This window comes from candidate division TA06 bacterium (assembly GCA_004376575.1).
In the GTDB taxonomy this organism is placed as follows: domain Bacteria; phylum Hydrothermota; class DG-26; order E44-bin18; family E44-bin18; genus E44-bin18.
In genome coordinates, this window is sequence record SOJN01000099.1 from 1 (window position 1) to 12,834 (window position 12,834).

Sequence of the window (12,834 nt, forward strand, 5' to 3'; positions counted from 1 at the left end):
AGTTGGCGGTAGTGCTTGGCAATGGGGTGCTATGTCCTTGTTTGCCATTGGGATTGGTCTACCGCACTCTTTTCTGCATCTGTTCTGATGTTGCGTCTGACTTTTCTCTTCCTCCATGTGATACCTGCGCCGTTTTCCTGGAAATGGGCGCTAACCTAGCGCGCCGCAAGCGGCGCTACTCCATACATTCAGGAGTAGCCGAGCTTGCTCGGCGCCACAAGCAAGGGTTCTCCGTACGTTCCCCAACTCCTCTCTGTCATCAACTTTTTCGGAGAAGAGCCAACGACCATTTTCGAAGGTGTAGGGAAGGGCATGGGGGTAATTTCGAAGGTTGAGGGTGGGGCCCCGGGGATTTTCGCAATTTCGAATCTAGGAACCACAGATTTCACAGATTATCACAAGATTATTCTTGTGGTTCGGTTTGAGCCACGAGGATGTGTTCGAAATCTGTGTTAATCTCGTGTAATCTTGTGGTTTCAGCGGTTCGGTTGAATTTCGGTTTTCCATTTTCGAAGGTGTGGTGAGGGGTGATGGGAATTTCGGGTGTTGGGTGGTTGAGGGCAGGGAATTTCGTGGGTACAGGTGTAGGGGGGCGGAGTTTTCTCCTTGACACAGGGGTGTTTGAGTGATTTAATCCTTTTTTGCAGCGTCGGAAGGGCGGGGCTGGGCAAAGAAAACGTATGAGGGTGGTTCTACAAAGGGTTAGGAGTGCGAGAGTACTGGTAGACGGCGAAGTCAAAGGGGAGATTGGCCCCGGGGTCGTCCTCCTTTTGGGAGTCACTCACGGAGATACTGAAGCTGATATCAAGAGCCTGGCGGACAAATGCATAAACTTGCGAATATTCGAGGACGAACAAGGAAAAATGAATCTCTCCTGCGAGCAGGTGGGCGGCGCATTCCTTATTGTCTCCCAATTCACCCTCTACGGTGACGTAAGCAGAGGCAGAAGGCCTTCGTTTACTGACGCTGCAGAACCGGCAGTTGCCGAATCGCTCTATGAATCGTTTGTGAAATATGTGAGAGGAGCTCGCATCACGGTGGCGACCGGGTCTTTCGGGCAGAAGATGCTTGTCCAGATTGAGAATGATGGGCCGGTCACATTTGTGATAGATAGCAAGCAATAATAACATAAGCATTATCCCCGATGCTTGTTGTTCTCATTCCGGTTCCGCCCGTGTGAGCCACACAGAGGTCTCAATGTTAGTCTCCATGACAGGTTATGGCCAGGCAGAGAGAGGCCTGAAGAAGGATGGAAAGAAGGTCTCTTGTGAAATCAAGACTGTCAACCACAGATTCTGTGAGATAGTCTGCAGGCTTCCGAGAGTGCTTTTTCCTTACGAGGACAGGATAAAAGCTTTGGTCCGCGATCGTCTCGAACGAGGTTACACTACTGTTAAAGTGAGTATCGACGGCCCGGAAGATTCACTTGGAGCACTCGAGGTTGACTACGATTACGCCAGAAACTACCACAGGCTTCTCAGAAAATTGAAGAAGGATCTTGGCCTCCAGGGCGATATTGACGTCTCCCTGTTCATGCAAAGGCCGGGCGTCATAAAAGAGACGAGAGAAGAGGCCATATCGGGAAAGGAGTGGAACCGTGTCAAGAACGCCGTTGAGGCTGCCTTGTCAGAGGTTCTGACTTCGAGAAGAAGGGAGGGAAGGAGGCTTCTTTCAGACATGAAAGGGCGAGCTAAACGCATTGGCTCTCTTGTACAAAGAATAGAGAAAAGATCTCCGAAAACTGTCGCCGCAAAGAGGAAGAATCTTCTGAAGAAGATATCTCAACTACAAGACTCAGCCTATGCCGGTCTGAGGATCGAGGAAGAAATATCGATTTTTGCTGATAGATGCGATGTTGTTGAGGAGTGTGTAAGGCTCAAGAGCCACCTGGAATCTCTGGAGGCGATGTTTAAGAAAGTTGGGTCCGTTGGCAGGAAGCTGATATTCATGCTCCAGGAGATTAACAGAGAAGCCAATACCATTGCCTCGAAGGCGCAGGATGCACAGATCTCCCACGATGCCGTGTCCATAAAGGAGGAACTGGAAAGGCTGAGGGAACAGGCGGAGAACGTAGTCTAGAGAAAGACAGAGAGTGGATGGCCAAGAGGACGAAGCTAGCAGAACTTGCAAAGAAGGAAGTGAAGGTTGCTTTTCCCATAGTGGTCACAGCCCCTTCCGGAACAGGGAAGACATCTATATGCAGGGCGGTAGCGAAAGAACTAAAAGATGTCAACTATTCTGTCTCAGTAACCACCAGGAGTCCAAGGAAGGGCGAGAAGAATGGGAAGGACTACATTTTCGTGGATGAAAAGAGGTTCAGACAACTTGCCGCTGCGGGAGAACTGGTGGAGTGGGCTGTTGTCTACGGGAGTCACTATGGGACTCCGAAGAAGATGCTAGAGGAGAATCTGGGGAAGGGGCGATGCGTGATACTCGCTTTAGATCATAACGGAGGTGAGTCAATCAAGAAAAACTACTCTGGTACGGTGCTGGTCTATCTTCTGCCTCCATCTATGACGGAGCTTAGAAGAAGGCTGAGCGGGAGAGACACAGATCCCAGTTCCAGCGTGCAGATGCGCCTCAGGTCTGCACGGAAAGAGCTTCTGCATGCGAAGAAATATGACTACCTTGTGGTGAACAAGAAGCTGAGTGATACTGTTGGTACGTTGAAAGCGATCATCGCTGCGGAGAGCCACAGGCGTGAAAGATACGGTCAGATTGAGTTCCAGTGAACAGGGGAGTAGAAGCACACACCGCCTGTCTCTGGAGGGAGGTGCACGTTGACTATGAACAAGTTTGAAGCTGTGGTTATCGCCTCTCAGGAGGCGAGACGCATCAATGAGCTTGCAGACAAAGAGGAGAAAGAATCTCCACGGAAACCAACCGTAGTAGCCTTGAAAAGGTTAGCGGATGAGAAACTCAGGGTGGAAGTCCATGAAGAGAAAAAAGCCTGAAACTCTCGAGAGAAGAAGGATACTCCTGGGTGTCACGGGCAGCATAGCAGCCTACAAGGCTCTTGAAATAGTGAGGCGACTAAGAGCTCTGGATGCCGATGTAATTGTCATCATGACCGAGGCTGCCACAAAATTTGTGGGCCCTCTTTCGTTTGAGACGCTGTCAGGGAATGAGGTGGTGAAAGAACTCTTTCCGGCCCAGAAGAAGGTGGGAACCAGGCACATCGACCTGGCATCATCATCAGATTTGCTGGTTATTGCGCCGGCCACAGCGAACATCTTAGGAAAGATTGCGTGTGGAATTGGCGATTGCATCCTCAGCACTATGGCCTATGCCGTCAGGTCCCCCATACTGTTCGCGCCTGCGATGAACAAGAGGCTGTGGGACAACCCCGTTGTACGTGAAAACTGCCGGAAACTTGAGTCGCTCGGCCATGTGATGGTTGGTCCTGAGGAAGGCGATCTGGCCTGCGGTGAAACCGGAAAAGGGAGGATGTCTGAGCCCGAGAAGGTTGTGGCAGAGGTCGCGAAAACCCTGGCCAGGAGATTTGATCTCTCAGGCAAGACCATTCTTGTCTCGGCCGGTGGGACGAGAGAGTACATAGACCCGGTGAGGTTCATATCAAACGGTTCGACAGGCAGGATGGGGTTCTCTATTGCAAGGGCAGCACTCAATCGAGGAGCAAAGGTTCATCTGGTGGCAGGATTCACATCCGTGGGCCGACCCTCTGGTGTCGAATTCAGGTTTACCAAAACAGCGGAAGACATGAACAGAGCTGTGCTCTCAATACTCCCCCGTGTTGATGCAGTGATGATGGCTGCCGCGGTAAGCGATTTCCAACCGCAAAGATCTCATTCACAGAAGGTCAAGTCTAAGGAGATGACGCTCAGATTGGTGAGGTGTCCTGACATTCTGATGCACATCGCGAGAAAGAAGAAGAAGGGAACCTATGTTGTTGGGTTTTCTCTGGAGACTAAGGATAACATAGAGAGGGCGAAGTCAAAACTGAGAAAAAAGGATCTGGATATGATCGTGTCCAACGCGCCTGATGCTATGGGCTCTGAACAGGCTCGGGTCACTTTGATATTGCGTAAGGGTGATATCGAAGTTCTGCCCCTTCTAAGCAAAGATGAGGTGGCAGACAGGATACTGGACAGAGTCAAAAACTCTATTGGCTGACTTTTACTATGCAAGATTTTGCTCAGCTGACAAAAAGGTATCTTTCGCAGATGATGGAGATGGGTGAAAGGTTCATCTTCCTGGAGAAGTCCCCTGGCCCCAAGGATGCGATGCAGGATCTGATGAATAAGGTCGAGAGTTGCAAGAAGTGCCCTCTTTTCAAATCCAGGAAAAACTGCGTTTTCGGGGAAGGGAATCCCAGAGCAGAGATAATGTTTGTGGGTGAGGCACCAGGAAGGGAAGAAGATGCGAAGGGCAGGCCTTTTGTGGGTGCAGCAGGACAGCTTCTTACCAGGATGATTGAAGCGATAGGTTTGAGCCGGAGCGATGTCTACATAGCAAACGTTCTCAAGTGCAGGCCGCCTGGAAACAGGGATCCTCTTCCCGAGGAAGTGGATGCTTGCAAGGAGTTTCTTTTCAAGCAGATAGAGCTGATAAAGCCCAAGGTCATATGCGGCCTGGGTTCCCATGCAACAAGGACGCTTCTAGAGACTTCAGAGTCTATCTCCAAAATGAGAGGGAAGGTTCATACGTGCAGGTCCAGGATGTTTGTTCCAACTTACCATCCGGCTGCCCTTCTGAGAAACGCTGGTTGGAAACGGGCTGCATGGGAAGATTTGAAACTGGTCAGGAGATTGAGCAAAGACCTTTCAGATGCAAGGTAGGCTGGATCGATTCACCGGGCGCTGGCAAGATTCTGTGTTAGGGGATTGGTAGATGGCTGACAAGGTGACTGAGAGAACACAACCTCAGGCAGTGGAAGCAGAGGCTTCTGTGCTGGGGGGTATGCTTCTGGAGAGGAGTGCCATAGGCAGGGCCGTGGAACTGCTCGATGACACCTGTTTCTACCTGGATTCCCACAGAACGATATTTTCGACAATATGTGTCCTCTATGACAAGGGAGTGCCAGTAGATCTTGTAACGGTGACGGAAGAGCTGAAGAAGCGGAAACAGTTGGATAAGGCTGGAGGCGCTTCCTATATCAGCGTGCTCTTGGAAAGGGTGGCCACAGGAGCAAACGTTGAATACCACGCGAGGATAATTCTCGAGAAGGCGGTATTGCGCAAGCTCATCCAGTCAACCACTGGCATAGTCCAAAGATCATACGAAGGCACAGATGATGTGGATGAACTGCTGGATGATGCTGAAAACAAGATTTTCAGCATAAGGCAGTCTAGATTGAAGCGAGGATTCGTTTCAGTAAGAACTCTGATTAAGGGTTCCTTTGAGGCAATAGAAGAACTCTCAAAAAGAAAAAAGCATATTACGGGTATCGAGTCCGGCTTTGTCGACCTGGACAGGCGAACATCAGGATTTCAGAACTCTGATTTTGTGGTCGTTGCCAGCAGGCCTTCCATGGGTAAGACGTCTTTCGCATTGAATGTCGCTCAGCACGCTGCCATCAATACCAGGGTTCCAGTCGGGATATTCAGTCTGGAGATGAGCAAGGAGCAGGTTGTACAGAGGATGCTCTGCTCAGAAGCCAGGGTGGATGCACAGCGTTTGAGGACCGGGTATCTCTCTGACGCCGATTGGCCCAAGCTGACTGCTGCTGCGGGAAGGCTTAATGAGGCGCCCATCTACATAGACGACAGCGCTGTCCTTTCCATCTGGGAGCTGAAGAGCAAGGCCAGGAGACTTAAGTCCGAGGTCGACCTTGGGGTTTTGATGGTTGACTACATGCAGTTGATCTCAGGCCCAAGCAGTGAGAACAGACAGCAGGAGATATCGGCTATCTCCCGTTCCCTCAAGGCGCTGGCCAAGGAACTTGATATTCCAATCCTTGCCATGTCACAGCTATCTCGGGCAGTGGAGTCAAGGGGAGGAGCACGGCGTCCGGTGCTTTCCGATTTGAGAGAGTCCGGCGCAATAGAGCAGGATGCAGACGTGGTGATAATGGTGTATCGGCCCGAGTTGTATGGGCTGCAGCCCGAAGGCGTTGCGGAGTTGATAGTCGCCAAGCAACGCAATGGTCCAACTGGCACGGAAAAGCTGGCGTTCGTGAAGCAGTATACTCGATTTGAAAACATGTCGGGAGTTGAAGAGGTTAGTCCTGCTGAAGGAGCGGACGAGCTTGGCGAGGTTGTTAGCTGATGGACAGACTGATTCGCGGGTTTGACCAGGTCGCCTCCTTCGTGGGCGGCGTTTTCATTATGATCTTCGATGTGGGGAAGAGTATTCCCCGTCTACCCAGGTCGCTTCACCTGCTGGTGGAGCAGATGATGAGCATGGGTGTTGACTCGCTTCCCATCGTGTGCCTGACATCAGTCTTCATCGGCATGGTCACAACCTTCCAGGCCCATTTCCAGACCCAGGACTATGTCCCGGTGGTGTACGTCAGCATGTCCGTATCCAAGGCAATCATGATTGAACTTGGACCGATAATGACCGGACTTGTGGTGGCCGGACGGGTGGGGAGTTCCATAGCGGCCGAGTTGGGAACCATGAAAGTCACAGAGCAGATAGACGCTCTGGAGACGCTTGCCATCGATCCTGTTGGCTACCTTGTTATGCCCCGGTTCGTATCCGGAATCATAATGCTTCCCGTGCTTGTCATCATATCGGAGGCGGTTGCAATTCTGGGCGGCCTTCTGGTTGCGGTCTTCGGTTTGGGGATATCACTGCACACATTCCTCACTGGTCTACGCATACACTTTCTTGCCCGGGAGCTTTTCGGTGGTCTTATCAAGGCCTTCTTTTTCGGAGGAATCATTGCCATAATGGGTTCATATCACGGTTTTGAGGCTAGAGGTGGAGCTGAGGGTGTTGGGAGGGCGACCACCAGGGCGGTTGTCTCTTCCTCAGTTTTGATCCTCATATCTAACTACCTCATAGCGAGGCTGGTATTCAGATGATAGTTCTTAAGGGTCTGGTCCAAGGCTTCGGGGATAACCGGGTGCTCAGGGATCTTGATCTCGCCATAGACGACGGGGAGACGATGGTGGTCATAGGAGCCAGCGGATGCGGGAAATCCGTACTTCTGAAATGCATTATGGGTCTCTTAAGGGTTGACTCGGGGGCCATCATGGTCGATGGGAAAGATATCACCCAAATAGGGCGAAGGGAACTCTTTGAATTGAGGAAGAGACTTGGCATGGTATTTCAGAGTTCGGCCCTTTTTGATTCCCTTTCGGTAGGCGAGAACATAGGTTTAGCTTTGCAGGAACACACAGACAATTCGAGCGGAAGAATAAGGCACATAGTCGAGGAAAAACTTGGCCTGGTGGGTCTTTCCGGGACCGAACATTTGAGGCCAGCAGAGCTTTCTGGCGGCATGAAGAAAAGGGTGGCCATAGCGAGAGCCATTGTCATGGAGCCTGACTATGTTCTCTACGATGAGCCAACCACGGGACTGGATCCCATAACTGCGGACAGGATAGATGACTTGATAAGAGACCTTCAATCCAAGCTATCCATAACCACCATTGCGGTGACCCATGACATGAAGAGCGCATACAAGATAGCAGACAGGATAGCCATGCTTCATGACGGGAAGATCGTATTCTCTGGGACCCCGGATGAGACAAAAGTGGTGGAAGACCCGGTGGTGAGACGATTCATAGAGGGGAGATGGGAGAGGCCACTGGACGCGGAGCTGGAGACCTCCATTCAGGAAGGAGTAGTGCCAGCAGGGGGACAAGATGCCTAAGAGAGGTGTGGAGATAAGAGTGGGAGCCCTTTTGATTATTGCGATGGTTGTACTCTTTCTTGGATACACGTGGTACTCCGGGTACAAGTTCAGGCACGGCGGCTATCACGTGACCGTGCTCTTCTCAGATGTGACCGGCCTTCAGGTGGGTGACGATGTCAGGGTTGCTGGAGTGAAAAAGGGAAAGGTGAGGTCGATCACACTGGAGGGCAAGGATGTAGAAGTGGTTCTGAGGCTAGAGCAAGGCGTGGAGCTCTACAAGGATGCCGGTTTTGCAATCATGGATGTCGCTCTCATAAGCGGCACGAAATACATTGCAGTGATGCCGGGGACCAGTTCAGTCGCTCTCGATCTGGATGGACGTCCGAGGGGAAAACCGTCCGCCGCGTTTGCGATGAACAAGATAGTTGATCTTTCTGAATCGGTGAATAAGCTGGTCACTGTCTTGAGGGAAAATCTTTTTACTGACGAGGCTGTCACATCAGCAAGAGAGACGATTGAGAACCTGAATGCTCTGACCAAAAACCTTACCACGGTGCTGGATAAGAGTGGAAGGGACCTTGCCACCGGAGTGAATGCTTTTAAGTCCGCTTCAATTAAACTTGATTCACTTCTCGGCTCCGAGGAATTTACCAACACCGTGGCACGTCTTGATACTTTGACCCGAAAGATGACCAGCGGGGAGGGTAGTCTGGCCAAGCTTCTGAACGATCCTGATGCCTATGACGAGATGAAGGGGACGCTCAAGGCGGCGAAGGAGCTCCTTGAGGACATAAAGGCCCATCCCAGGAAGTACATCAATCTGGAGCTGTTTTAGACAGAGAGTCTGGTTGGTGGAGACACAGTGAAAAAGACTGAAACCAAATTCGTTTGCAGCAACTGCGGGTATGAGTCGATAAAGTGGTTGGGGAAGTGCCCCAACTGCGGAAAATGGGAGACACTTGCGGAGGAGATAGTAAGCCACTCACGCCTTCCCGCTCATTTGCCCCCCAGGAGCTCGCCGGTGAAAATAGGTGACATATCTCCGACAAAACATCTCAGATCAGCAAGCGGAATCGCGGAGTTTGACAGGGTCCTGGGTGGCGGGGTAGTTCCAGGCTCGTTGGTGCTGATAGGAGGAGATCCCGGCATAGGGAAGTCAACGCTGCTGCTTCAGTCAGTGAGTCGCCTGGCGGAGCGTGGGAAAAGGGTCCTCTACGCCTCTGGTGAGGAATCACGGGACCAGACCAAGCTGAGGGCAGAAAGGCTTGGTGTGGAGACAAACAATCTGTACGTTCTTTCAGAGACGAACCTTGAGTCTATCCTGCAGTCAGTTTCCGAGCTGGGGCCGGACATAGTGGTAATTGATTCGATTCAAGCTATCTACCATCCAGACCTTGATTCCGCACCGGGGAGCGTCGGCCAGGTGAGAGAGTGCGGTGGCCTGATAATGCGGACAGCAAAGTCGAATTCGATTGCGTTTTTCCTCATAGGCCACGTTACCAAGGGCGGAGTGATCGCGGGTCCCAAAACTCTTGAACACCTCGTAGATACGGTTCTCTATCTTGAAGGGGACCTTCACCACCACTTTCGCATACTGAGGGGGGTGAAAAACAGGTTCGGCTCGACCAATGAGATTGGCGTTTTTGAAATGGGCGAGAAAGGGTTAAGAGAAATAGCCAACCCGTCTGAAGCGTTCCTCTCGGAGAGGAGCGGGGGCTCACCAGGTGCTGTGGTTACCTGTTCTGTTGAAGGTTCCAGGTCTATTCTTGTTGAGATTCAGGCTCTTGTTTCCCCCACAAGTTTTGGAATGCCGCAGCGGGTGGCTACTGGTACAGATCAGAAGAGACTCGCGATGCTTTTGGCTGTGCTGGAAAGGAAAGGCGGCCTGAGAATATCAGATAAGGATGTGTTTTGCAATGTGGCCGGGGGCATGCGTGTTGATGAGACGGCCGCCGACTTTGCCATAATAGCGGCACTAGCTTCAAATTACAGGGACAAGCCCGTAGCCAGGGATACGATCGTTGTGGGAGAAGTCGGGTTAGCAGGAGAGATAAGGAGGGTCCACCAGATAGAAAGGAGGATAATGGAGGCTAAGAGATTGGGGTTTACAAGGTGCGTCTGTTCCATGGCAGACTCAGAGGATTTCTCCATCGAGGGTTTCGACATGGTTGGTGTGTTCGATGTTAACAACGCGTTAGAGGTTCTTTCTCTTTGAGGCGGCATGATATGGCTAACGTGGTTAGAGTAGTATTTGGCGTATTCTGTGGCGCAACAGGATACTTTATCTTTCATATATTGGGGCACATTCCCATCCTGGGTGTCCTGCTGGGTGTCAGTTGTGCGGTCATTATAATTGCGATTGAAGCTATGATCGTCCGGCGTTCAGCGATGCAGGCTGTGGCTGGGCTTATCGGTTTGGCGGCCGGATTGACAGTCGCCAATCTTCTGTCATATGTAGTAACCCTTGTTGTCAAGCCGATTGGTGGTGCGAAGATACCGCTGTTTGTCTTTACAAATCTGGCTCTGGGCTATCTGGGGATCGTGTTGGCGGTGAGGAAGGGCGCTGAGCTTCTGTCCGGCAATTCCGGTTTTCAGCAACCCCAGTCAGGAGTTCCAAGTAACAGCAAGATTCTGGACACAAGTGTCATAATAGATGGAAGGATTGTAGATATCGCTGAAGCCCACTTTCTGGAGGGGCCGTTAGTGATACCGGGCTTCGTACTCCAAGAGCTCCAGCACATTGCGGATTCACCGGACGATTTGAGAAGAGCTCGGGGAAGGAGAGGGCTGGATATAGTCAAAAGACTTCAGGCACAGAAACACCTTAAGGTCAGAATTGAAGATATCGGTATAGCCGAGGATGAACAGGTTGATTCCAAAATTGTGAGGCTTGCCGAACAGAGGGGTGCGTCAATCGTGACCACTGACTACAATCTGAACAAGGTTGCAGACCTGCACGGCGTCGTAGTTCTCAACATGAATGACCTGGCCGGGGCTATGAAGCCGGTTTTCCTTCCGGGAGAAGAACTCGAAGTGAGGCTACTCAAGAGAGGAAAGGAGTCCGGACAGGGGGTTGGTTACCTTGAAGACGGCACAATGGTCGTGGTCGACGAAGGCTCCACGAAGCTTGGCAGGACTGTGGTCTCTATTGTGACGAGTGTTCTTCAGACCACGGCAGGGAGGATGATATTCGCAAAGCTCAAGAAGTGAGCGCAGTGATAGCTGCGGCAGGCTCTGGCGAGAGGATGAAGGGCAAGACGTTGAAGCAGTTCCTGCCCCTCAGAGGTAGGCCCCTCCTGGCCCATACCATCCAGAAGTTCGAGGATTGTGATGTCGTAGACGAGGTGGTAGTCGTTGTTCCAAAGGGGAAGGTTGCTTACTGCCAGAGTGAAATAGTGGACAAGTACGGCTTTGGAAAGGTGATTCGCTGTGTCGAAGGTGAGAGAGAAAGGCAGGATTCTGTTTACAACGGATTAAATGCTGTTTGCGGAGAGATTGTCTGTGTTCACGATGGTGTGAGACCAGCAGTTTCCACAAAACTTCTGTACGAGTGTTTGAGTGCTGCTCGAACTTTTGGCGCGGCAATTGCGGGAGTGCCTGTCAGGAATACGGTGAAAAGAGTGGAAGAGGGAGGTGTAGTCGCCACGCTCAACAGGGATGAGCTATGGGAGGTTCAGACTCCTCAGGCCTTCAAGAGGGAGCTACTCATCCGTGCATTCGAAGACGCTTTGAAAGGCGGTTTTTACGGGACCGATGAGTCTTCTCTTGTGGAGAGGCTTGGAGTGAAGGTGCATATGGTCATGGGAAGCTATGACAACATCAAAGTCACCTCTCTTGAAGATTTGAAGGTTCTTGAAGTGGTAATGGAAACGGAGCCCTGATGCGCGTTGGTATAGGATACGATCTACACAAACTGGTAGAAGGGCGGCCCCTCGTTCTGGGAGGAGTGGCTGTAGATTACCATAAGGGCCTTCTCGGCTATTCAGATGGTGATGTACTGCTGCACGCAATTGCCGATGCCATCCTTGGCTCTGTAGGAATGGGCGACATAGGCCAGCATTTTCCGGATACGGATCCCAAATACAAAGGGATCTCGAGTTTGAAACTGCTGGATGAGGTTGCCAAGAAAACTGGACAGCTTGCTTCCGTGTACAATATTGATGCGACGATTATTTGCCAGGAACCAAAGCTTCACCCCTACATAGATGATATGAGGAAAAAGGTGGCAAGTATTCTCACCATCTCAGCGGATAGAGTTTCAATCAAGGCGACTACAACTGAGGGGTTGGGACCTGAAGGGCAAGGAGACGCGATAGCCGCACAGGCTGTGGTTCTGGTTGAAGACTATAAAGGCGAAGACTACATATAGCCCCCGGCCCCGCACCACCCCCGAAATTCCCCGCCACCCACGGCCCTACCTCCGAAATTGCGAAATTCCACACAACCCCGAGCCCAACCAACCACACATCCGAAATTCCACCATTCCCATCCGTGCACCTTCGAAATTCCCTTCCCACACTTCCTGCCACCCCCGAAAATAGAAATTCAACCGAACCGCTGAAACCACAAGATTACACGAGATTAACACAGATTTCAAACCAGTCCCCATGGCTCAAACCGAACCAGGAAGGAATCTTGTGGGAATCCTTGCCCTCCGAAGCCACGAAGGGCGAAGGAGGGTGTGATAATCTGTGGTTACAGAGGTTTAAGGCGGAACCCTTCGAACCACGAGATTACACAAGATTAACACGGATTTCGAACACATCCTCGTGGCTCAAACTGAACCAGAAGAATAATCTTGTGATAATCTGTGAAATCTGTGGTTCCTAGATTCGAAATTGTGAAATTCCGCCCTACTCCACCCTCATCCTTCGAAATTCCCCCATCCCTAAGGATTCAAAAAGCAGATTCTTCGTCGTCCTGACGGGCTCCTCAGAATGACAGGCGCCTTTTATTTCCCTGGGTGAGGAGTTTGTTATCCTGCCTGCCCCGTTCCACGGGGAACGACAGTGAAGGATCTGCTTGAGCCAGATTGATAATCATATAAAAGGCACCTCGGTATACCAGAA

General features: G+C 51.2%; 14 protein-coding genes. All 14 read left to right on the top strand.

Annotated elements, in window-relative coordinates:
• Positions 1–680 precede the first annotated feature (680 nt).
• The 14 genes from E3J62_08745 to E3J62_08810 all read left to right on the top strand — a co-directional run bounded on the left by E3J62_08745 (position 681) and on the right by E3J62_08810 (position 12,134).
• On the top strand, positions 681–1,124 hold the full coding sequence (locus tag E3J62_08745; GenBank protein ID TET45016.1) for a D-tyrosyl-tRNA(Tyr) deacylase: 444 nt from the start codon (positions 681–683) through the stop codon (positions 1,122–1,124).
• A 73-nt stretch (positions 1,125–1,197) separates the two neighbouring features.
• A complete protein-coding gene (locus E3J62_08750; GenBank protein ID TET45017.1) occupies positions 1,198–2,079 on the top strand; it encodes a YicC family protein in 882 nt (293 codons plus the stop codon).
• Positions 2,080–2,096: 17 nt separating this feature from the next.
• Positions 2,097–2,732 (top strand): guanylate kinase, encoded by a 636-nt coding sequence (locus tag E3J62_08755; protein TET45018.1) that lies wholly within the window; start codon positions 2,097–2,099, stop codon positions 2,730–2,732.
• Between the two features lie 54 nt (positions 2,733–2,786).
• Complete coding sequence (locus E3J62_08760) at positions 2,787–2,954, top strand: DNA-directed RNA polymerase subunit omega (protein ID TET45019.1); 168 nt, start codon at positions 2,787–2,789, stop codon at positions 2,952–2,954.
• Entirely contained in the window at positions 2,935–4,134 is a 1,200-nt protein-coding gene (gene coaBC / locus E3J62_08765; protein TET45020.1) for a bifunctional phosphopantothenoylcysteine decarboxylase/phosphopantothenate--cysteine ligase CoaBC, read from the top strand. Before E3J62_08760 ends, coaBC begins: the two co-directional genes overlap by 20 nt.
• A gap of 26 nt (positions 4,135–4,160) precedes the next feature.
• On the top strand, positions 4,161–4,799 hold the full coding sequence (locus E3J62_08770) for a uracil-DNA glycosylase (protein TET45029.1): 639 nt from the start codon (positions 4,161–4,163) through the stop codon (positions 4,797–4,799).
• A 52-nt stretch (positions 4,800–4,851) separates the two neighbouring features.
• Positions 4,852–6,228 (top strand): replicative DNA helicase, encoded by a 1,377-nt coding sequence (gene dnaB / locus E3J62_08775; protein ID TET45021.1) that lies wholly within the window; start codon positions 4,852–4,854, stop codon positions 6,226–6,228.
• Positions 6,228–6,989, top strand: a complete 762-nt coding sequence (locus E3J62_08780) for an ABC transporter permease (GenBank protein ID TET45022.1) — start codon at positions 6,228–6,230, stop codon at positions 6,987–6,989. Before dnaB ends, E3J62_08780 begins: the two co-directional genes overlap by 1 nt.
• Positions 6,986–7,783, top strand: coding sequence for an ABC transporter ATP-binding protein (locus tag E3J62_08785; protein ID TET45023.1), 798 nt, complete (start codon positions 6,986–6,988; stop codon positions 7,781–7,783). The genes E3J62_08780 and E3J62_08785 overlap by 4 nt, the downstream gene beginning before the upstream one ends.
• Entirely contained in the window at positions 7,776–8,600 is an 825-nt protein-coding gene (locus E3J62_08790) for an MCE family protein (protein ID TET45024.1), read from the top strand. Before E3J62_08785 ends, E3J62_08790 begins: the two co-directional genes overlap by 8 nt.
• Positions 8,601–8,627: 27 nt before the next feature.
• Complete coding sequence (gene radA / locus E3J62_08795) at positions 8,628–9,980, top strand: DNA repair protein RadA (protein TET45025.1); 1,353 nt, start codon at positions 8,628–8,630, stop codon at positions 9,978–9,980.
• A gap of 11 nt (positions 9,981–9,991) precedes the next feature.
• Entirely contained in the window at positions 9,992–10,975 is a 984-nt protein-coding gene (locus E3J62_08800) for a TRAM domain-containing protein (protein TET45026.1), read from the top strand.
• 5 nt (positions 10,976–10,980) lie between these two features.
• Positions 10,981–11,646, top strand: a complete 666-nt coding sequence (gene ispD, locus E3J62_08805) for a 2-C-methyl-D-erythritol 4-phosphate cytidylyltransferase (protein ID TET45027.1) — start codon at positions 10,981–10,983, stop codon at positions 11,644–11,646.
• Complete coding sequence (locus tag E3J62_08810) at positions 11,646–12,134, top strand: 2-C-methyl-D-erythritol 2,4-cyclodiphosphate synthase (GenBank protein ID TET45028.1); 489 nt, start codon at positions 11,646–11,648, stop codon at positions 12,132–12,134. The genes ispD and E3J62_08810 overlap by 1 nt, the downstream gene beginning before the upstream one ends.
• Positions 12,135–12,834: the final 700 nt, after the last annotated feature.